Genomic DNA, 19,624 nt, shown 5'->3' on the forward strand with positions numbered 1-19,624 from the left:
CCGTCCGTCAGGACCGAGGGCGCGGTCCTGGTGACGGCGCGCACACGCGGTCGACGAGCTCGGTCACGGCAGCCCGCAACGGTCCCGGCGGCGCGCCCGCGTCGAGCGCGAGGGCGGCGCGGTCGAACGCCGCGGACAGCAGGAGCGTCAGCGCGTCGAGACGTTCCTCGTCCGCGAGGTCTCGTGCGACGTCGTCGCCCGCGCCGGAGCCATTGCTCGCGCTGCCCCCGCCGGGCTGGGCGCCGAGCGCCGCGCCGAGCCCTTCCCGCAGGGTGCGGCGCGCGTGGCGGGCGTCGAGCGCGTCGGCCTCTGCGGGGCCGAGCACGGCGGGTGCATCGACGAGGAGGAGCCGCGTGCGGCCGGGTTCACCCATCGCGTCGAGGTAGGCGCGCGCACCCTCCACGAGCATCGCGCGGGCGTCCGGGGCGTCCGGGGCGTCCGGGCCGTATGGGGTGTCCGGCGTGTCCGGTCGTTCCGCGGCTGCCGTGCCGGGATCCGCGGCGGTGCGCTCCTCGATCTCCCGGGCGACCGCTTCCGCCTCGGCCTCGGCGACGGCGCGGAAGAGGTCCTGCTTGTCGGCGTAGTGGTGGTACAGCGCGCCGCGCGTGACGTGCGCGGCGGCGGCGATCTGGGGCGTCGACGTCGCGGCGTACCCGGCGCGGACGAAGAGGTCGCGCGCGGCCGCGACCAGGGCCGCGCGGGTCGCGTGGGTGCGTTCGGCGTTGGTCCGGCGGCGCTCTTGCATACCGACAGACTGTAGGCCATCCTCGATACATACAGCCTGTTGGTTTCTGCGACCACCCGGTCGCCGACGACGAGGAGAAGACCGTGCGCATCACGAGCTGGTACCCGGTGCTCATGACCGGCGACGTCGCAGGGACCGTCGCGTTCTACCGCGACCACCTGGACTTCCGGCCGCTCTTCACGAGCGACTGGTACGTCCACCTCCAGTCCGCGCACGACGCGTCGGTGAACCTCGCCGTGCTCGACGGCGACCACGAGACGATCCCGGAGAGCGGCCGGGGTCGCGCGGGCGGGCTCCTGCTCAACCTCGAGGTCGAGGACGTCGATGCCGTGCACGCGCGCCTCGTCGCCGCGGGACTGCCGATCCTGCGCTCGTTGCGCGACGAGGCGTTCGGGCAGCGGCACTTCATCACGGCCGACCCGAACGGGGTGCTCCTGGACGTCATCACGCCCATCCCGCCGACGGGGGAGTTCGTCGAGCAGTACGAGGAGTCCGCCCTCCCGACGGCGTAGCCGGCGCGTGGGTTCCCGAGGGTTGCTCCGGGCTCCGGGCTCCGGGCTCCGGGCTCCGGGCTCCGGGCTCACGGTTCGGGGCTGGGGCTCAGGACCCCAGGCCCGGGGTGCAGGGCTGCTGCTCACAGCTCGGCCGGACGAGGCGTGGCCGGGCGCACCACCACGGAGGCCGTGACATCACCCCAGGAGTCGGGATGTCACGAACCGGCCGCGTGTCCGTCCCTCCTCGAGGAGCAGAGCGACGGGCCGGTCGTCGCGTCCTCTCCCGGGAACGGCCGCGTCCGGCGGCGTCGTCCGGGAGCCGTCGAAGGAGAGCAGCAATGTCAGCAGCATCGTCCCCGCTCGAGCGCGAGCTGCGGCGCATGGAGGTCATCGCGCGCCGGGAGCAGCTCCGTCTCGTCGGCCGCGTCGCCCCGCGCGTGGCGGAGCGCCGCCGCTGGGCCGACGCACCGCGCCGCCAGTCCCCGGCCACCGCCGCCCGCTAGCGGCGGTCGGGGCTCGCGGCCCGGAGAGTCCGGCGGCTCGCCACCGTGCGCGGTCGCGAGCGCGCGCACGTCAGGCCGGTGCGCCGAGGCCCGCGAGCTCGCGCGCCCGGAGCAGCACGTCGTCGAGCATCTGCGGGGTGAGCCGGCCGGTGAACGTGTTCTGCTGGCTCACGTGGAAGCACCCCAGCAGGGTGAGGGTCTGCTCCGGGGGCGGGGGGCCGCCGTCGGGCACGACGCCGGGGAGGGACGCCCCCGGAGTGGGGCGAGGGGTGGCCCGGCGCAGCGTCACCTCCGCACCGTGCGCGAACCGGGGCCGCGGACGCGGCACGGCCCAGCCCTGCTCGGCGAGCGTCGAGAGCAGCGCCTGCCACCCGAAGCCGCCGAGGACGACGGCGACCCGCACCGTCGCGCCCAGCAGCTCGACCTCGCGCGCGAGGTACGGGCCGCAGCGGCGGCGTTCCTCCGGAGTCGGCTTGTTGTCCGGGGGCGCGCACCGCACCGGCGCGGTGACGCGGATCCCGGTGAGGCGGAGGCCGTCGTCGGCGGAGACCGACGTCGCCTGGTTGGCCAGGCCCGTGCGGTGCATGGCGGCGAAGAGGAAGTCGCCGCTGCGATCGCCCGTGAACATGCGTCCTGTGCGGTTGGCCCCGTGCGCGGCGGGCGCGAGCCCGACGACGACGATCCCCGCCTGCTCGTCACCGAACCCGGGGACGGGGCGGGCCCAGTAGTCTTCGTCGCGGAACGATGCCCGCTTGACGTCGGCGACGTGCTCGCGCCAGGCCACGAGCCGTGGGCACGCCCGGCACTCGACGAGGTGGGCGTCCAGCGCGGCGAGCGTCGGCGCCGTCCGGGCCGCGAGCGGGTAGTCGGGGTCGTCGGGCGTCACCCGCCCATCCTGCCCGGACCCCCACCCGCCCGCGCCCCCGTCCGCCGAGCACGGGACTGGCGACCGACATCCGCGAGATCCGGTCGCCGATCCCGTGTTCAGCGGGCGGCAGGGCCGTGGTCGGCCGTCAGGCCTGCCGGTTCGTCGGCGCCGTCGCGCCGGCGAGCGCCGCAGCGTCGTGGGGCGCGTCGGCGGAGGGGAGGGTGGCCTCGACGGCCGCGTCCGGGAGGACGGTGGCCGCGGCGGGGACGCCGACGGCGGGGTCAGAAACGCCGAGGGAGCCAGTGGCGTCGGCCGGGAGCGGTGCGCCGAACGTGTGCCGCAGGCCGAGCAGCACGACGCCCGCGACCACGACGACGCCGAACATCACCGCGGCCATGGTCACCGGCGGAGACCCGCCGAGCAGGCCGGTCACCGGCGCGACGACCGCCCCGACGCCGAACTGGAACGCGCCGATGAGGGCCGCGGCGCTGCCGGCGCGGTGCGCGTTGCGCTCGAGCGCGATGGCCGGGACGGACGGCATGACGAAGCCCGCGGTGCCCAGCGTGAGCACGATGAGCGGGACGAGCCACGCGAGCCCGCCACCCGCGAGCGCGGCGACGAGGAGCCCGCCCGACAGCACGAACCCGGCTGCGACCGCGGCCTGGAGGATGCGTTCGGGCGTGACGCGCCCGACGAGCGCGCCGTTGATCTGGCTGCCCGCCGTCACGGCCACCGCGCCCACGCCGAAGACGATCGCGTACTGCTGCGCGGACATCCCGTAGAAGTCCTGGAACACGAACGTCGACGCGGAGATGTAGGTGAACATCGCGGCCATGTAGAAGCCGGCGATGAGCGCGAGGCCGATGAACGACCAGTCCCCGAGGAGCGAGCCGTACGAGCGCAGGGCCGCGACCGTCCCGCCGCTGCGGCGGCGTTCGACGGGCAGCGTCTCGCGCAGCCGCAGGAGCACGAGCACGAAGAGCACGGCCCCCACGACGGCGAGCGCGACGAACATGCCGCGCCACGACCCGAGGCGCAGGAACTGCGCGCCGATGGTCGGCGCGAGGATGGGCGCGACGCCCACGACGAGCATGAGCCGCGCGATGACCTTGCCGATCTGGTAGCCCTCGAACGAGTCGCGCACGATCGCCATGGACAGCACCATCCCGGCGGCCGCGGAGAGGCCCTGGACGAACCGCAGGCCCGTGAGCGCGGCGACGGAGCCGGCGAAGACGATCCCGACGGACGCCGCCACGTACACCGCGAGGGACACCAGCAGGGGAGCGCGGCGGCCGACCGCGTCCGAGACCGACCCGATGAGGAGCTGGCCGAGGGCGAGGCCCGCGAGGGTCGCGGTGAGGGTGAGCTGGACGCGGGACTCGGTCGTACCGAGCTCGTCCACGATGCGCGGGAACGCGGAGAGGTAGAGGTCGATCGTCAGCGGCCCGACGGCGGTGAGCGCGGAGAGCAGCAGGACGAGACCGGCGCTGATGCGCCCGGTGCGGGCCGCGGGGCTCGGCGAGGGGGCGGTGCCCGGGCGGGCGGCGACGGGCGCGGTCGGCGCCGGGGTCGCGGGTGGGGTGGAGGCCATGACAGCGGCAACCACCGGTGGTGCGCCGCGTGTTCCCGCACGGCGTACGTGATCGGATGCTGAGACGTGCGGCGGGTCAGGCGCGGCCGACGTCGGCCCGGGCGGCGGCCAGCCCGCGCAGGGCCCGCGCGTGCTCCAGCCGGTCGTCGAGCTCGTCGGCGAGGGTGAGCGCGGCGTCGTGCAGGTGTGCGGCGCGCTCGGCGTCGCCCGCCGCGCGGACCGCCTCCCCGAGCGCGTTGAGCGCCTCGGCCTCGACGAGCCGGGCCCGGACCCGCCGGGCCAGCATGAGCGCCTCCTCGCCCGCGGCGACCGCGGCCGTGACCTCGCCCGCGGCGAGCAGCGCGGTGCCGAGCGCGCTGCGGGCCTCGGCCTCGGCGTCGGGGTCGCCGAGGTCGACGGCCGCCGCCACGGCGGCCCGCAGCTCCGCGACGCCCGCGGCGGCCTCGCCCGTGCGCGCGAGGAGCCGCCCCACGTGCACCCGGCTGCGCGTCGCGAGGCCCGCATCCCGGAGCGACGTCGCGCTCGCGAGCGCGTCCCGGTGGAGCGCGAGCGCGCGGTCGAGCCCGCCCTCCGCCTCCGAGAGGATCGCGGCGTTGCTCGACACGATGGCGAAGTTGAGGACGTCACCGACCCGGCGCGACAGCGCCAGCGCGCGGTCGTAGCCGGCGCGCGCGTCGTCGTGCCGGCCGAGGATGCGGTGCACGTCCGCGAGGTTCCCGACGGCGCGGCCCTCGCTCACCGGGTCGCCCGCGGTCCGCGCCCCGACGGCGGCGTCACGGTACGCGGCCTCGGCCTCGTCGAACCGGCCGAGGCGCTTGTACACGTTGCCGACGCGGTTGAGCGTTTGGCCGGGCCGGGGGTCGTCGCCGCGCTCGAGCGAGCGGACGAGCTGCGCGAGCGCCTCGTCGTACCGGCCGAGCCGTTCGAGCGCCCGGCCGAGGTCCCGGCCCGCCTGGGACCGGCCCGACGGCCGTCCGTGCTCGACGGCGGCCGTGTGCACCGCGACCGCGTCGCCCCCGTGCCCCGCCGAGTCCAGGTACGGGGCGAGGAGCGCGGAGAGGTCGGTCACGGCGTCGGCCAGCTCGTGCTCCGCGGCGAGCGCCGACGTCGCGACGAGCAGGTCGCGGTGCGCGTCGAGCCACGCGACCGCGGCGTCCGCCGTGCGACCGGGAGGCGGCTTGCCCGGTGCTCCGCCCGCTCCAACGCCCGGCGCGGCCGCGTCGTGGTGGGGCGACGTCGCGCGCACGGCGGGCCGGGCGTCGTCGAGTAGCCGCGCGGCGAGCCGCCCGACGGCGGCGGCACGCGCCGAGAACGGGTCGTCCGTGCGGGCGAGGTCGGCGGCGAGGGCGCGCACGGCGTCGGGCACGACGACCTCCCCGCGCGGCCCGGCCGCGACGAGGTGCGCGCGGCCCAGGGCGGCGAGCGCGTCGCGGCTCTCGCTCGTCGAGACGCCGAGGAGCACGGGGACCTCGCTGGCGTCGAGCGGCACCGGGACGAGGGCGAGCAGGCGCAGGGCGCGGGCGTGGTCGGCGGGCAGACGGCGGTGCACGACGGCGAGCGCGGGGTGGAGGAACGGTCCGGGGAGGTCCTCGACCCGGCGGACCTGGTCGGCGAGCGACCAGCCGGGCCGCGCGCGGACGTCGTCGGCGATCTGTGCCAGCGCCGCGGGGAGGCCTCCGGACGCGCGCACCAGCCGCGCGGCGGCCTCCGGCTCCGCGGCGGTGCGGTCCTGGCCGACGCGTGCCGCGAGCAGCGCACGGGCGTCGTCCTCGCCGAGCGGTGCGAGGGTCGTGGCGGTCTCGCCGGGGAGCCCGGCGACCTGGTGCGCCGCGACGACCACGCGCGCGGTGCCCGGCAGGTGCGCGACGACGTCGGCGGCCTGGGCGCCGTCGGTCACGTCGTCGAGGACGATCGTCGCGCGCCGCCCGTCGAGCGCGGTCGCGAGCGCGGCGGCGAGGGCGGGGAGGTCGCGCGCCTGCGCGTCGGGCGGGGGTGCGCCGAGCGCCTGGAGCAGCGCGTCGAGCACGACGGCGGCCGGGCGCGGGCCGTCCGCCTCCCCGTGCAGGTCGACGAGCGCGACGACGTCCGCGGGGACCTCGCGGGCCGCGGCGAGCGCGACGCTCGTCGTGCCCGACCCGGGCAGGCCCGTGACCGTCACGACGCGCGGTCGCTCCCGCGAGGGCTCCTGGGGCGGGGCAGTGAGCGTCGCCACGAGCCGCGCGACCTCGTCGGCCCGGCCGACGAGCGGCCCGTCGGGCGCGAACGGCCCCAGCCGGACCGTCGGCGCAGGAGCGGCCACGGGCACCGGAGCGGGCAGGGCGGCGGTCGCCGTCCGGTACGCGGCGCGCCACGCCGCAGGCTGCCGGTCGCCGAGGACGTGCGCGACGTCCGCGAGCAGGTCGACGTCGAGCCGCGAGCGGCCCGCCCGGAAGACGTCGTAGACGGTGACGCGGCCGGGGCGCGCCTCCGCGGTGGGGACGCCCCGGGCCGTGCGGAGCGCGCCGACGCGCCGCGCGATCTCGGTGTACGAGGGCTCTCCTGCCCACGCTCGCAGCGCCCGCAGCCGGGCGGCAAGCTCGTCCACCGACCCTGCGCCCACGGGGGACGGCGGCGGGTCGGGGGGCACGGCGCCAGGCTAGCGACGGCCGTCCACCGCTGCGCGGCGTGCCCGGCGAGACGTCCGGACCAGCGAGGCGCATCTCCGGCTCCGCGTCAGCGACTGACAGGGAGCTCGACGAGGCCCCGTCGGGTCCGCGGCTGCCGGTCTCAGACCGAGGGTCGTGGACTGCGATGACGTCGGTGCGTCGATCGAGCCGACAGCCGTCCTCTTCCTGGGATAGTGAGTCGGTGACGGTGCTGCGGAACAGGTCGAACCAGCTTGCCGGCCTCGCGCTCGTGGCGATGAGCATCGCCTTGTTCGCCGGGGCGGACCCGTGGATGCTGTGGCAGTACGAGGACCTGCCGCCCTCTGACCGGATGACGAGCGAGCAGTCCGCCCTGGCCACCGCCTCCCTCTGCCTCGTCGCGAGCGTCGGCGTTACCTTCGCCCGGTTGCGCGTCATCGTCGGCATGGACGGCCGGATCGTCGTCGTCAATCCGCTCTACACCTGGCGCTTCGATCGGTCCCAGGTCGCCTCGATCGAGAGCGGTGCCGTCCCGAGGGCAGGCCTGAAGACCGGCGAGACGATCTGGTTGCTCGCGCTGGAGAATGCGCTCACCGACCGGCTTCGAGGTGCCGACAGGTCGGAGCCCTTGCGCGACCGCGACCGCCGAACCGGACACTCCGGAGCGTGCCCGATGCCTCGAGCGACGGGACGGAAGGCCTCGGGAGTCGTCCCCCTGGTCGCGCCTTGGGTCTGCGGCGCCGCAGGCTCCGTGCTCGGACTCCTGGTTTCCGCCTCGCGATAGCGCCGGCGCTCGGCCTGCCGGTCGTGCGCCGTGACCGGTCTGGCACTGCAACGTTCGGGATCGTTCGGGATGCGTGCCGCGGGCGTGCGACGTCGTCAGGCTCTCCGCAGGCCGCGACGACCGCGGCGCGAGGGTCCGCGCGGGGCGCGGCGGGACGAAGGAGCGACCGGTGGGGCTGTTCGACAAGCTCAAGGAGATGTTCTCGACGACGGCGGACCTCTACGCGAAGGAGGACGCCCCCGCGCTCACGCCGGCGCAGCAGCGCGGGCTCGCGCTCGGTGCGGTCTACGCCGTCGAGGGCGTGCTGCCGATCAACGCGCTGACCGCCGAGGCCGACGCGCGCACGGCTGCGAAGCCGCTCGCGGCCGGGTGGGACGTGCGGGGCGCCGACGACGTCGAGCGCACCTATGAGTTCCTCCTCACCCAGGGTCACCGGGGCTACTACGCGATCGCGATGCCGAAGGTCGAGGAGCTGTACTCGGGCCGCCTGAGCCGTCGCGACGCGAAGGGCGCGGCGGACCAGCACGTCGCCCAGGCGCGGCAGGAGGCGATCGCGCGGGGTCTCGACCCCGAGCGCGCCGTCGCGTTCTACCAGGGGTGGAGCGCGTCGGCCCAGATGGGTGGGCACGGCGAGCTGGCCGACCCGCTGCCGCCGTCGATCGCGGCGTGGGACGCGGCGCGGGTCGTGCACGTGAGCCGGCTCGCGGTCGACGCGGGGTTCGTCACCCCGGAGCGGGCGTGGGCCGCGATCGAGGAGGCCGTCGCGATGTCGCGCCCCGCCTACGCGTCGTGGGAGCAGTTCGGCGACGGGTTCCTCGCGGGGCGGGCGTTCTGGTCCGCGGGCAACCGCACCCCGGTCGACCAGGACCTGCCCGACTTCAAGCGCGCGGTCCGGCGGTTGCTCGACACCGAGTCGTCGCCCTGGCGCACACTGTCGTACTGACGGCGGGGACGAGAGCGACGGGACGAGAGCGACAGGACGGGAGGGCGGACGGTGCACCGATCGGCGTGGTGGTGGCGCGCAGGGCTCCTGCTCGTCGTGGTCGGTGTCGGCGTGGCGGTGGTCGCGGCCGACGACGGCCTGCGCTCGGAGGTCCACGCGGCCCTGTCGAACCTGGCGCGGGCGCTGTTCTGACCAGACCGTCCCGCCGAGCACGGGGTTGCTGTCGTCCTGGGCGTCAGAGCGACAGCAACCTCGTGCTCGGCACCGTGGGCGGCGCCGGCGCCCGGGGCAGCGCCGCGGTCAGCCCTGGGCGTCGCGCCAGGTGATCCACTCGCGCACGAGGGACAGGTCGTAGTCGGGCCCGCTCGTGCCGACGGTGAACAGGGTCGCGCCCGCGGCGACGAGCGCGTCCGCGGACTCCGCCGGCGGCCGGGACACGGCGACCGAGCGCTCGACGAGCGCGGCGGTGTCGCGGCCCACGGCCGTGCCGTGCTCGTCGAGGATCGCGCTCTTGCGCGCGAGCGTCTCCGCGTCGCCGAACGAGTGCCAGACGTCCGCGTGCTCCGCGACGACGCGCAGCGTCTTGCGCTCCCCACCTCCGCCGACGAGCACCGGGATGTCGCGCGTCGGCGTCGGGTTCGACGCCGCCCAGCGGGCCTTGATGCGCGGGAGCGCCGCGGCGAGGTCGGCGATGCGGCCGCCTGCGGTGCCGAACTCGTACCCGAACCGGTCGTAGTCCTTCTCGAACCAGCCCGCCCCGATCCCGAGGATCAGACGACCGCCGCTGATGTGGTCGACCGTCCGCGCCATGTCGGCGAGGAGGTCCGGGTTGCGGTAGCTGTTGCACGTGACGAGTGCGCCGATCTGGACGCGCTCGGTCTGCTCGGCCCACGCCCCGAGCATGGTCCAGCACTCGAAGTGCTTGCCGTCGGGGTCGCCCGTGAGCGGGAAGAAGTGGTCCCAGTTGAAGATGACGTCGACGCCCAGGTCCTCCGCGCGCAGCACGGCGTCGCGGATCTGGGCGTAGTCGGCGTGCTGCGGCTGGAGCTGGACGCCGATGCGGAAGGGGTGCCGAGGAGAGGTCATGCTCGGAATCTACGTCCGGGCCGAGAACGACGACACCCCGCGTCGAGCACGACCTCGTCGGCGCCACGAGCGTCAGAACGACGGCAAGGTCGTGGTCGGCGGACCTAGGGTGGGCGCATGAAGCGACTGGTGGGCCTGCTCGTGACGCTCGTGGTGCTCGTGGCGGTCGCCGTCGTGGCCGACCGGGTGGCGGTGCGCGCCACCGAGCGCGGCGCGGTCACGGCGTTCGAGCAGCAGGCCGACGACGTGTCCGGCGCCCAGATCGACATCACCGGCTTCCCGTTCCTCACGCAGCTCGTGCGCGGCTCGCTGACACACGTCACGGGCTCCGCGGACTCCGCGTCGTTCGGCGGCTACGCGATCTCCGACCTCCAGGTCGAGGCCGACGGCGTGAGCACGTCGGAGCCGTACCGGATCGCGTCCGGCACGGCGTCGGGCGTCATCGCGGCGGAGTCGCTGCAGCAGGTGGTCGCCGAGCAGAGCGGTCTCGACGTCGACGTCACCGCGACCGGCGGCGTGCTGTCCCTGGGCTTCGAGCTGCTGGGCACCACGATCACCGTCGACGTGACGCCGCGCGTGTCCGGACCGGCCGAGCTCGCCGTCGACGTCGTCGCCGTCCGCACCGGCCTCGGCACGGTCTCGGTCGACGACCTGCCGTCCGGGCTCTCGGGCGCGCTGTCCGACCTGCGCGTCCCGCTCGACCTGCCCGACGGCGTCGCGCTCGACTCCGTGTCCGCCGTCGAGGGCGGGGTGCGCGTCGCGGTGACCGGGACCGACGTCGTCGCCGCGGACCTGGTGGCCTCGTGACCCGGGCGGCGTGGCCGTCGTGACCGGGGCGGGGTCGTGAGCACCGGGGCGGTCGACGGTCGCCGCGTCCTCGCGGCGCGCCTCGCCGCGCAGCGGCTCCGCTCGCCCGACCTGCCTGACGTGCCGACCGCCGTCGGGCACCACGTCGCGGTGCAAGGCCAGGAGTTCCACCCCGCCCTGTGGGGCCTCACGCGGCGGCTGCGCGCGGACGCGCGGCCGGGTGCCGCGGGCGCGGTCGCCGCCTGCGACCGCGGGGAGGTGCTGCGCACGCACGTGCTGCGGCCCACGTGGCACCTCGTCCGGCCCGACGACGCGCGCTGGCTCCTCGAGCTCAGCGCGCCCCGCGTCCACCAGGCCAACGGGACGCTGTACCGGCAGGTGGGGACCGCCGGGCACGGGGCGGAGACCGACCTCGTCGTCGAGGCCGTGCAGGAGCGGCCCCGCACGCGCCGCGAGCTCGCGGGACTGCTCGCCGCGCACGGCCGCCCGCTCGAGGGCATCGCGCTCGGCTACGTGCTCATGCGCGCCGAGCTCGACCGGCTGCTGGTCAGCGGGCCGCTCGACGGCCGGCAGCAGACGTACGCCCCGTTCGACGACCGCGTCCCGCCCGGCTACGGGCCGCTCGGCGAGCGGTTCGACCGGGACGCCGCGCTCGTCGAGCTGCTGCGCCGCTACCTCGCGAGCCGCGCGTACGCGACGGTCAAGGACGTCGCGCAGTGGTCGGGCTTCACGCTCACCGACGTGCGGCGCGCGCTCGACCTGCTCGACGACGAGGTCGTGGCCGTGCCCGGGGCGGGTGCGCTCGACGGGCTGACGCTCTGGCGGCTCGCGGACCCCGGCGACCGGGTGCTCGACCCCGCGCCGCTCGTCGGTGCGCTCGCGCCCGACGGTGACCCCGCCCGGCCGGTCGTCGACCTGCTGCAGAGCTACGACGAGCTCTTCCAGTCCTTCGGCGAGTCGCGCAGGATCGTCGTGGCCGACGGCGTCGACCTCGGCGACCGGCTCGGGTCCTTCATCCATGCCGTCGCGGTCGACGGCGTCGTCGTCGGGCGGTGGCGCTGGGTCGTCGGGACACGTGACGTCGTCGTCGAGCCGCAGTGGCGCCGCGCGCCGTCGCCCGCGGAGGAGGCGGCGTTCGTCGCCCAGGTGGACGCGGTCCGCGCCCACTGGGGCACGCTCCTCGCGTGACGAGCCGCCGAGCACGGGATCCGCGACCGGATCGGCCCCGAGACGGTCGCCGACCCCGTGCTCGACGGGGGCGGGCGGGCTAGAGGGTGGCAAGGTGGTGGGCGTGACGGACTTTGGCGCTCCGCGTCTCGCGAACTGGGCCGGGAACCTCACCTACGGGTCCTCCGGGGTCGCGCACCCCGCGAACCCGGAGGAGCTGGCCGACGTCGTGCGGCGGTCGGCGCGCGTCAAGGCCCTGGGGTCGCGGCACTCGTTCGGGGACGTCGCGGACACGACGGGCACGCACGTCGTCCTCGACCGGTACGACGACGGCCGCGCCCCCGTCGAGGTCGACCCCGCCTCGGGCGTGGTGTCGGTCGCGGCGGGCCTGCGGTACGGCGACGTGACGCGGCACGTCCAGGCGGCGGGGCGGGCGCTCGCGAACCTCGCGTCGCTCCCGCACATCTCGGTCGCGGGGTCGGTCGCGACGGCGACCCACGGCTCGGGCGACGCGGTCGGCTCGCTGGCGAGCGCCGTCGTCGGGCTGGAGCTCGTCACGGGCGACGGCGAGCGCCGGACGCTGCGGCGCGGTGACGCGGACCTTCCCGGCGCGGTCGTCGCGCTGGGGGCGCTGGGCGTCGTGACGCGCGTCGAGCTGGAGACGGTCCCGACGTTCGACGTGCGCCAGGACGTGCACGTCGGGCTGCCGTGGGACGCGGTGACGGCGCACTACGACGAGATCACCGCGTCGGCGTACTCGGTGAGCCTCTTCACGGACTGGGGGCCCGACGGCGTCCAGCAGGTCTGGCGCAAGTCGCGCCTCACCCCGGGGGAGGCCGGCGCGGCGCGGGCGGACCTCTTCGGGGCGACACCCGCCACGACGATGCTGCACCCCCTGCCCGGCATCGACCCCGTGCACTGCACGCCGCAGCTCGGCGAGCCCGGCCCGTGGAACGAGCGGCTGCCGCACTTCCGGCTCGACTTCACGCCGAGCAACGGCGCCGAGCTGCAGTCGGAGTACCTCGTGCCGCGCGCCCGGGCCCAGGAGGCGTTCGCCGCGATGCGCGACCTCGGCCCGCGCGTCACCCCGCTGCTCCAGGTGGGGGAGATCCGCACGGTCGCGCCCGACCCCGAGCCGCTGTGGCTCAGCCCGTTCGACGGCCCGACCGTCGGCGTGCACCTCACGTGGAAGCCCCTGCCCGACGACGTCGCGCGCGTCCTGCCCGACGTCGAGGCCGCGCTGCTCCCGCTGGGCGCGCGCCCGCACTGGGGCAAGCTCTCGCACGCGCTCGTCCACGACCCGGGCTCCGTCGCGGCGCTCTACCCGCGCGTCGACGACTTCGGCGCGCTCGCGCAGCGCTACGACTCGCAGAGCCGCTTCCTCGGCGGGTACGTCGAGCGTCTGCTCGCGGGCTGAGCGCCGCGCCCCGGCTCGCACGGTGCGCGACCGGTCGCTACGGTCGTCCGAGCACCGAGAGGCTCGCCGCCGCGCCGATCCGCACGGCGCCCGCGCGGGCACGGCACGACAGAGGTACCGAGGAGAACTGTGGCAGCGACCGGCACGGCGGGCGGGGAGCCCGCGACGCAGAAGCCGCGCGAGGAGTGGACCGGGCAGGTCGGCTTCATCATCGCGGCCATCGGCTCGGCGGTCGGGCTGGGGAACATCTGGCGGTTCCCCGGCGTGGCGTACGAGAACGGGGGCGGGGCGTTCCTCGTGCCGTACCTCGTCGCCCTGCTCACCGCGGGCATCCCCATCCTGTTCCTCGACTACGCGATCGGGCACCGCTTCCGCGGCTCGGCCCCGACGGCGTTCCGGCGGATCGCGCGGTGGCTCGAGGGCCTGGGCTGGTTCCAGGTGATGATCTGCTTCGTCATCGCGCTCTACTACACCGCGGTCATCGCGTGGGCCGTGAGCTTCTTCGTCTTCTCGTTCGACCTGCGCTGGGGCGACGACCCGGCCGCGTTCTTCACGGGCGACTACCTCCGGCTCGCCGACCCGGGCGTGAGCCTCGAGTTCGTCCCGGCGGTGCTCGTGCCGCTGGTCGCGGTCTGGGTCGTGACGATCGTCGTCCTCGCGCTCGGCGTGGCGAAGGGCGTGCAGCGCGCGAACACCGTGTTCCTGCCGCTGCTCGTCGTGGCGTTCGCGGTGCTCGTGGTGCGCTCGCTGTTCCTCGAAGGCGCGGCGGACGGGCTGAACGCGCTGTTCACGCCGGACTGGTCGGCGCTCGGCGACGCCAACGTGTGGATCGCCGCCTACAGCCAGATCTTCTTCTCGCTGTCGATCGCGTTCGGGATCATGGTCACGTACGCGTCCTACCGCCGGCGCCGGTCCAACCTCACGACGCCGGGGCTCGTCGTCGCGTTCTCCAACTCCTCGTTCGAGATCCTCGCCGGCATCGGCGTCTTCGCGACGCTGGGCTTCCTCGCGCACGAGCAGGGGGTCGGCGTGGGGGAGCTCGAGGGCATCAGCGGGCCGATCCTCTCGTTCGTCACGTTCCCCGCGATCGTGTCGCAGATGCCGGGCGGCCCGATCTTCGGTGCGCTGTTCTTCGGGTCCCTCGCCATGGCGGGGTTCACGTCGCTCCTGTCCATCCTCCAGGTCGTGTCCGCGGGGTTCCAGGAGAAGTTCGGCTGGACGCCGCGGCAGGCGTCCGTGCGCCTCGGCGTCGTGAGCGCGGTCATCTCGGTCCTGCTCTTCTCCACCACCACCGGCCTCGTCGCCCTCGACACCGCCGACCAGTGGGCCAACAACGTCGGCATCGTGGGGTCCGCCGTGCTCATGACCGTCCTCGTGCTGTGGGTGCTGCGGCGCGGACCGGAGCTGCGCTACCACCTCAACGCCGTCTCGACGTTCCGCCTCGGCCCCTGGTGGCAGGTGCTCGTCGCCGTGCTGGCACCGCTCGTGCTCGGCTACATGCTCGTGTCCAGGATCGTCACGCTCGTCGTCGACGGCTACGAGGGGTACCCCGCGTGGTACCTCGCGCTCGTCGGGTGGGGCGCGATCGCGTTCATGGTGCTCGCCGCGCTCGTGCTCACGGCGATGCGCTGGCGCCGCAGCCCCGACGACTTCGTCCCCTGGCCGCCGTACCCGCCGGGTGACGCCTCTGCAGGACCGGGCCGGGCGCCGTCGGGCCGCGGGACGGCCGGCCGCACGACTGCCCCGGCCGGTGCCGACGGGGAGGAGACCCGATGACCACCTCGGCCGTGATCCTGCTCGTGCTCGCGATCGTCGTCGTGTGGGGCGGGCTGCTCGTCGCGATCCTGCGACTGCGCGCCCAGCCCGAGCGGGCGGACTACCCGCCCGGGGACGAGGACGACCACCGCGAGGACGAGGCGCCCGCCGCACGCGACACGTAGCCCGCGCCGGTCCGCGCCGAGGGCGGGTGCGGTTCGTCACGGTTCGGCCTCGATGTCTCCGCCGGTTTGGTGAGCGGGGCCGAACGGCCCCACACTCGTGCGCAGGTGCCGCGCACCGCCGGGTCCTCTGTTCCCCGTACGTTCCTCTGCCCTCACGGGCCGGGTGCTGACGTAACACGACGGAGACGATCGGTGTCTACGCTGCCCCTGCCCGGCCCCCACCGATCGGAGACACCATGCGTACGACCCCGCGCAAGCTCCCCCTCACCGGTCTCGTCGCGCTCGCCGCGACGAGCACCCTCCTGCTCGCCGCGTGCACCGACGCGTCCCAGACCGGGACGGACGGCAGCACGTCGGGTTCCGGTGACGAGACGTCGGCAGCGCCCTCGTTCGACCCGTCGACCGTCGAGGTCGACGACGCGGCCGCCGCGCTCCTGCCCGAGGACGTCGCGTCCGCGGGGACGCTCGTCGTCGGCTCGAACACCGAGTACGCGCCCGCCGAGTTCATCGACGCCGACGGCAAGACGCCCATCGGGTTCGACATCGACGTCATCAAGGCCGTCGGCGCGACGCTCGGGCTCGACGTCGAGGTCCAGTCGGCCGACTTCCCGGCGATCATCCCCGCGCTCGGCACCAAGTACGACGCCGGGATCTCCTCGTTCACCATCACGGAGGAGCGCATGCAGGAGGCGAACATGATCGCCTTCCTCAACGCGGGCTCCGCCTACGCGGTCGCGTCGGGCAACCCGGACGACATCGACCCCGAGAGCCTGTGCGGCGTGACCGTCGCCGTGCAGACGGGCACGGTCCAGGACGAGGACATCGCCGTGCAGAGCCAGGCGTGCACCGACGCCGGCGAGGAGAAGATCGACATCCTCCAGTACGACTCGCAGTCCGACGCCACGACGAACGTCGCGGGCGGCAAGGCGCAGGTCCTCTACGCCGACTCGCCGGTGATCGGCTACGCCGTCGAGCAGACGGGCGGCCAGCTCGAGCAGCTCGGCGACGTGTTCGACAGCGCGCCGCAGGGCGTCGTCGTCGCGAAGGACGACACGGAGCTCGCCGCCGCGATCCAGGCAGCCCTGCAGTCGCTCATGGACAGCGGCCAGCTCGAGGAGATCCTCGGGGCCTGGGGCAGCGGCGACGCGGCCCTGGAGACCGCCGAGCTCAACCCGTCCGTCGGCTGACGACCCCCTCGCCAGCCCCGTCCGTCCCGCCGCCCCGCGGGCGCCCACCCGGCGCCCGCGGCCGGCGGCCGGGACGACCGCGCGGACGACGACGACCGCGCGGCCCGGCTCGTCCCCCGAGCCCCGACCCCCCGAGGTGCACCATGACGACCGGTAGCTCCCCCCGCGGCGCCGCCGCCGGACCGGCCGACGACCCGGTCCCCGACCGCATCCACGCCGTCCCCGTCCCCCGGCCCGGGCGGTGGATCTCCGCCGCCCTGCTGCTCGTGCTCGCCGCGATGGCGGCCAACGCCCTGCTGACGAACGAGAAGTTCCGGTGGGACGTCGTCTGGCTGTACTTCCGCGACGTGACGGTCGTGCGCGGCGTCGGCTGGACGCTCGTGCTGACGTTCGGCTCGATGCTCATCGCGATCGTCCTCGCCGTGCTCCTCGCGATCATGCGGCGCTCGGACAACCCCGTCATGCGGTCGGTGAGCTGGGGCTACATCTGGTTCTTCCGCGGCACCCCGATCTACACGCAGCTCGTGTTCTGGGGCCTCATCTCGGTGCTCTACCCGCGCCTGAGCCTCGGCATCCCGTTCGGGCCGGAGTTCTTCGAGTTCCGCACGGCGGACCTGTTCACCGCGTTCGTGTGCGCGCTCATCGGGCTCTCGCTCAACGAGGCGGCGTACCTCGCGGAGATCGTGCGCGCGGGCCTCGGGTCGGTCGACCCGGGCCAGACCGAGGCCGCGAAGGCGCTCGGCATGAAGGACGGCAAGATCCTCACGCGCATCGTGCTGCCCCAGGCCATGCGCGTGATCGTGCCGCCCACGGGCAACGAGACGATCTCCATGCTCAAGACGACGTCGCTCGTCCTCGCGGTGCCGTTCACGCTCGACCTGCAGTACTCGACGAACGCGATCGGCAACCGCCTCTTCCTGCCGATCCCGCTGCTCATGGTCGCCGCCATCTGGTACCTGCTCATCACGAGCGTCCTCATGGTCGGCCAGCACTACGTGGAGCGGTACTACGGCCGCGGGTTCGGGACGCAGACGCCGACGCGGCGCCGCGGGCGCGGCCCGGGCGGGCGCGGGCGCAAGCCGAACCGGCAGGACCTCATCGCCGCGTCCGGCACGACGAAGGACGACCCCTTCCTGGAGGTGACCCCGTGAGCGGGACGCACGACACGGCATCCGCGGCGCCCCGGACCTCCCCGGAGGCGGGCCGCTCCACCGACGCCACCCCGATGGTGCAGGTCGAGGGCCTGCACAAGATGTTCGGCGACCTGCACGTCCTCAAGGGCGTGGACCTCGAGGTCGCGCGCGGCTCGGTGTGCGTCGTGCTCGGCCCGTCGGGCTCGGGCAAGTCGACGCTGCTGCGCTGCGTCAACGAGCTCGAGGAGATCACGGGCGGCCGCGTCCGGGTCGACGGCGAGCTCATGGGCTACCGCGAGGTCACCAAGGACGGCCGCACTCGCCTGCACCGCCTGCACCCCAAGGTCGTCGCGCGGCAGCGCTCGCGCATCGGCATGGTGTTCCAGCGCTTCAACCTGTTCCCGCACATGACGGCGCTCGAGAACGTCGCAGAGGCGCCCGTCCAGGTGCGCGGGCTGAGCAAGGCGCAGGCGCGGGCGCGCGCGTCCGAGCTCCTGGACCGCGTGGGCCTCGCCGACCGTGCCGACCACTACCCGGCGCAGCTCTCCGGCGGGCAGCAGCAGCGCGTGGCCATCGCGCGGGCCCTCGCCATGGACCCCGAGCTCATGCTGTTCGACGAGCCGACGTCGGCCCTCGACCCCGAGCTCGTCGGCGAGGTGCTGGCCGTCATGCGCGACCTCGCGCGGTCCGGCATGACGATGATGGTCGTGACGCACGAGATCGGGTTCGCGCGCGAGGTCGCCGACACCGTGGTCTTCATGGACGAGGGCGTCATCGTCGAGCAGGGCAGCCCGGAGCAGGTGCTCGGGGACCCGCAGCACGAGCGCACGCGGTCGTTCCTCGCCCACGTGCTGTAGACGGCGTCCGGCACCGGCGAGGGAGCCTCGCGAGACCGGCCCGGCGCCTGGGCGGACCCTCGACGGGTCGACCGCGGGCAGGCGGGTCGGTCTCGCGCTCAGCCGGCGCGGCGGCGGCGCGGGAGCGCGGGCGCCCCGTGCGCGGGCGCGAGGCGGGGCGAGAGCCCCGTGGGGCGGGCGACCGTGACCATCTCCCCGCTGAGCGCCCGGCCGAGGTGCACGAGCGGCAGCATGTTCTCGTGCTCGACCACGAGGGCGTCGTAGATCGGGGTCTCGCTGTCGGGGGTGGGAGAGGAAGATCGCGTCAGCACGCCTCCCACTGTCGGTGAGGGACGTGTGTTCCGCGACCGGAAGCGGTGACGTGTCCGTGAGGCGTTCGTGGAGACCGCCGGGTCACCAGCCCCAGTCGCCCCAGTCCCAGCCGCCCCCGCCGCCGTCCCCGTCACCGCCGTCGTTCCCGTTGCCGCCGCCGTTCCCGGGTCCGTTCCCCGGACGCTCCTCCTGCTCGCGCTCGTCCTGCTCCTTCTGGCGGTCGTCGAGCTCCTGCGAGCGCTTCGACGCGTCCTCCTCGGCCTGCGCGACGGCCTCCTCGCGCTCCGTGAGCTGGGCCGTCGCGGCGTCGAGCTCGGCGCGCTGGGCGTCGAGGTCGGCCCGCTCGGACTCGAGCTGCTCGCGCTCCGCCGCGACCTCGCTCTGCACGCGCTGCGCCTCGGCCCGCTCGCGCTGCGCCTCGCCCTGCGCCGAGAGCGTGAGGCCGATGCCGACGAGCAGGCCGACCGCGACGCCCGCGAGGCCGACCGCCGTCGGGACGAGCCAGCGCCGCCCCCGCTCCGGCGCGTGGTCGCCGTCGTCGTCGGCCGCGGGCAGGGCGAGCGGCCCCACCGGGACGACGCCGGACCGCCCGGCCCGGGCCGGGACCGTCGGGGCTGCACCCGGGGTGGCGGACGGCGTCGGGCGCGCGGCGGGCGCAGGCGTCGCCGGGCGGGCGGCCGGGCCGGGCGACGGGCGCGCGGCCGGGTCGTCGAGCATCCCGCCGAGCGCGGGCAGGATCATCGTCGAGCTCGCCACGGGGTGGTCCTCCACGGCGCCCGGGATTGGCGGGGCGGCCGGGACGGCGGCCGCGACGCGCGTCGCGTCGGCCTCGGGACCGACCGCCGGGGTCGCGCCCGACGAGCGGGCGCGCAACGACCGTCGGGTCGGCGCGCCGGACCCGACGGGCAGCGGCTCGGTGCTGCGCAGGACGGGCGCCTCCGGGGGCGGCACGGGCCCGGGCGCGGGAGCGGCGTCGTCGGCCCAGAACACCCACCCGGGCGGGGGCGGCGGCCAGGACGGGTCCGGGTGCCACTCGGTCGTCGGGGTGAAGCCCGCGGGCACGGGCCACCCCGGCGGCGGGACGAAGCGCACGGCCATGGGTCCTCCTTCGGTGGCGCCCGCCGCGCGGGGGCGGGGGCGCCGGGAGCCGCGGGGCTCCCGGTCCG

At 75.4% G+C, this 19,624-nt stretch carries 20 protein-coding genes; 13 read left to right on the forward strand and 7 right to left on the reverse strand.

The window, feature by feature from the left end:
- Positions 1–7: 7 nt before the first annotated feature.
- Complete coding sequence (locus B8281_RS05020) at positions 8–745, reverse strand: TetR/AcrR family transcriptional regulator (RefSeq protein ID WP_085387102.1); 738 nt, start codon at positions 743–745, stop codon at positions 8–10.
- Between the two features lie 83 nt (positions 746–828).
- Here B8281_RS05020 and B8281_RS05025 point away from each other — a divergent pair, with 83 nt between their 5' ends.
- Both B8281_RS05025 and B8281_RS19175 read left to right on the forward strand, forming a co-directional pair.
- Complete coding sequence (locus B8281_RS05025; protein ID WP_085387103.1) at positions 829–1,257, forward strand: VOC family protein; 429 nt, start codon at positions 829–831, stop codon at positions 1,255–1,257.
- Positions 1,258–1,577: 320 nt separating this feature from the next.
- Positions 1,578–1,742 (forward strand): hypothetical protein, encoded by a 165-nt coding sequence (locus tag B8281_RS19175; protein WP_157446563.1) that lies wholly within the window; start codon positions 1,578–1,580, stop codon positions 1,740–1,742.
- Between the two features lie 70 nt (positions 1,743–1,812).
- Here B8281_RS19175 and B8281_RS05030 read toward each other — a convergent pair whose 3' ends face one another.
- From B8281_RS05030 to B8281_RS05040, 3 genes are all read right to left on the reverse strand, one after another.
- Complete coding sequence (locus B8281_RS05030; protein WP_157446564.1) at positions 1,813–2,628, reverse strand: uracil-DNA glycosylase; 816 nt, start codon at positions 2,626–2,628, stop codon at positions 1,813–1,815.
- A gap of 127 nt (positions 2,629–2,755) precedes the next feature.
- The gene (locus B8281_RS05035; protein ID WP_085387105.1) at positions 2,756–4,201 is read right to left on the reverse strand and encodes a multidrug effflux MFS transporter; all 1,446 of its coding nucleotides are present in this window, start codon (positions 4,199–4,201) and stop codon (positions 2,756–2,758) included.
- A gap of 76 nt (positions 4,202–4,277) precedes the next feature.
- Entirely contained in the window at positions 4,278–6,827 is a 2,550-nt protein-coding gene (locus B8281_RS05040) for a tetratricopeptide repeat protein (RefSeq protein ID WP_157446565.1), read from the reverse strand.
- Between the two features lie 221 nt (positions 6,828–7,048).
- On the opposite strand from B8281_RS05040, the gene B8281_RS05045 reads away from it, so the two are divergent.
- The 3 genes from B8281_RS05045 to B8281_RS19180 all read left to right on the forward strand — a co-directional run bounded on the left by B8281_RS05045 (position 7,049) and on the right by B8281_RS19180 (position 8,744).
- Complete coding sequence (locus tag B8281_RS05045; RefSeq protein ID WP_061267910.1) at positions 7,049–7,609, forward strand: hypothetical protein; 561 nt, start codon at positions 7,049–7,051, stop codon at positions 7,607–7,609.
- Positions 7,610–7,778: 169 nt separating this feature from the next.
- Entirely contained in the window at positions 7,779–8,552 is a 774-nt protein-coding gene (locus B8281_RS05050) for a DUF1266 domain-containing protein (protein ID WP_157446566.1), read from the forward strand.
- 51 nt (positions 8,553–8,603) lie between these two features.
- Positions 8,604–8,744 carry a hypothetical protein gene (locus B8281_RS19180; protein ID WP_157446567.1) on the forward strand — a complete coding sequence of 47 codons (141 nt, stop codon included), beginning with the start codon at positions 8,604–8,606 and terminating at the stop codon, positions 8,742–8,744.
- Between the two features lie 108 nt (positions 8,745–8,852).
- Here B8281_RS19180 and B8281_RS05055 read toward each other — a convergent pair whose 3' ends face one another.
- The gene (locus B8281_RS05055) at positions 8,853–9,638 is read right to left on the reverse strand and encodes an LLM class F420-dependent oxidoreductase (protein ID WP_085387108.1); all 786 of its coding nucleotides are present in this window, start codon (positions 9,636–9,638) and stop codon (positions 8,853–8,855) included.
- 117 nt (positions 9,639–9,755) lie between these two features.
- Here B8281_RS05055 and B8281_RS05060 point away from each other — a divergent pair, with 117 nt between their 5' ends.
- The 8 genes from B8281_RS05060 to B8281_RS05095 all read left to right on the forward strand — a co-directional run bounded on the left by B8281_RS05060 (position 9,756) and on the right by B8281_RS05095 (position 18,146).
- Complete coding sequence (locus B8281_RS05060; RefSeq protein WP_076404310.1) at positions 9,756–10,445, forward strand: DUF2993 domain-containing protein; 690 nt, start codon at positions 9,756–9,758, stop codon at positions 10,443–10,445.
- A gap of 36 nt (positions 10,446–10,481) precedes the next feature.
- Complete coding sequence (locus tag B8281_RS05065; protein ID WP_085387109.1) at positions 10,482–11,633, forward strand: DNA glycosylase AlkZ-like family protein; 1,152 nt, start codon at positions 10,482–10,484, stop codon at positions 11,631–11,633.
- A 103-nt stretch (positions 11,634–11,736) separates the two neighbouring features.
- Complete coding sequence (locus B8281_RS05070) at positions 11,737–13,029, forward strand: FAD-binding protein (protein WP_085388613.1); 1,293 nt, start codon at positions 11,737–11,739, stop codon at positions 13,027–13,029.
- A 129-nt stretch (positions 13,030–13,158) separates the two neighbouring features.
- Positions 13,159–14,805, forward strand: a complete 1,647-nt coding sequence (locus tag B8281_RS05075) for a sodium-dependent transporter (RefSeq protein ID WP_085387110.1) — start codon at positions 13,159–13,161, stop codon at positions 14,803–14,805.
- Positions 14,802–14,969: a methionine/alanine import family NSS transporter small subunit gene (locus tag B8281_RS05080; RefSeq protein ID WP_076404313.1), complete on the forward strand. Its 168-nt coding sequence runs from the start codon at positions 14,802–14,804 to the stop codon at positions 14,967–14,969. Before B8281_RS05075 ends, B8281_RS05080 begins: the two co-directional genes overlap by 4 nt.
- Before the next feature lie 236 nt (positions 14,970–15,205).
- Complete coding sequence (locus B8281_RS05085; RefSeq protein ID WP_021483556.1) at positions 15,206–16,156, forward strand: ABC transporter substrate-binding protein; 951 nt, start codon at positions 15,206–15,208, stop codon at positions 16,154–16,156.
- A gap of 143 nt (positions 16,157–16,299) precedes the next feature.
- Positions 16,300–17,307, forward strand: a complete 1,008-nt coding sequence (locus B8281_RS05090) for an amino acid ABC transporter permease (RefSeq protein ID WP_034655424.1) — start codon at positions 16,300–16,302, stop codon at positions 17,305–17,307.
- A gap of 74 nt (positions 17,308–17,381) precedes the next feature.
- Positions 17,382–18,146, forward strand: coding sequence for an amino acid ABC transporter ATP-binding protein (locus tag B8281_RS05095; RefSeq protein ID WP_043656078.1), 765 nt, complete (start codon positions 17,382–17,384; stop codon positions 18,144–18,146).
- 98 nt (positions 18,147–18,244) lie between these two features.
- Here B8281_RS05095 and B8281_RS19185 read toward each other — a convergent pair whose 3' ends face one another.
- Together B8281_RS19185 and B8281_RS05100 are read right to left on the reverse strand one after the other, a co-directional pair.
- Positions 18,245–18,457, reverse strand: a complete 213-nt coding sequence (locus tag B8281_RS19185; RefSeq protein ID WP_128082896.1) for a hypothetical protein — start codon at positions 18,455–18,457, stop codon at positions 18,245–18,247.
- Positions 18,458–18,539: 82 nt separating this feature from the next.
- Complete coding sequence (locus B8281_RS05100) at positions 18,540–19,556, reverse strand: hypothetical protein (RefSeq protein WP_085387111.1); 1,017 nt, start codon at positions 19,554–19,556, stop codon at positions 18,540–18,542.
- Between the last annotated feature and the right edge of the window lie 68 nt (positions 19,557–19,624).

The sequence above is a fragment of the Cellulosimicrobium sp. TH-20 genome, assembly GCF_002105775.1.
Taxonomy (GTDB): domain Bacteria; phylum Actinomycetota; class Actinomycetes; order Actinomycetales; family Cellulomonadaceae; genus Cellulosimicrobium; species Cellulosimicrobium funkei.

Excerpts from the sequence above, each read along its gene's own strand:
- B8281_RS05020 (WP_085387102.1), bottom strand. The coding sequence starts at position 745 with ATGCAAGAGCGCCGCCGGACCAACGCCGAACGCACCCACGCGACCCGC.
- B8281_RS19175 (WP_157446563.1), top strand. The coding sequence starts at position 1,578 with ATGTCAGCAGCATCGTCCCCGCTCGAGCGCGAGCTGCGGCGCATGGAG.
- B8281_RS05035 (WP_085387105.1), bottom strand. The coding sequence starts at position 4,201 with ATGGCCTCCACCCCACCCGCGACCCCGGCGCCGACCGCGCCCGTCGCC.
- B8281_RS05055 (WP_085387108.1), bottom strand. The coding sequence starts at position 9,638 with ATGACCTCTCCTCGGCACCCCTTCCGCATCGGCGTCCAGCTCCAGCCG.
- B8281_RS05060 (WP_076404310.1), top strand. The coding sequence starts at position 9,756 with ATGAAGCGACTGGTGGGCCTGCTCGTGACGCTCGTGGTGCTCGTGGCG.
- B8281_RS05080 (WP_076404313.1), top strand. The coding sequence starts at position 14,802 with ATGACCACCTCGGCCGTGATCCTGCTCGTGCTCGCGATCGTCGTCGTG.
- B8281_RS05085 (WP_021483556.1), top strand. The coding sequence starts at position 15,206 with ATGCGTACGACCCCGCGCAAGCTCCCCCTCACCGGTCTCGTCGCGCTC.
- B8281_RS05090 (WP_034655424.1), top strand. The coding sequence starts at position 16,300 with ATGACGACCGGTAGCTCCCCCCGCGGCGCCGCCGCCGGACCGGCCGAC.
- B8281_RS05095 (WP_043656078.1), top strand. The coding sequence starts at position 17,382 with ATGGTGCAGGTCGAGGGCCTGCACAAGATGTTCGGCGACCTGCACGTC.
- B8281_RS05100 (WP_085387111.1), bottom strand. The coding sequence starts at position 19,556 with ATGGCCGTGCGCTTCGTCCCGCCGCCGGGGTGGCCCGTGCCCGCGGGC.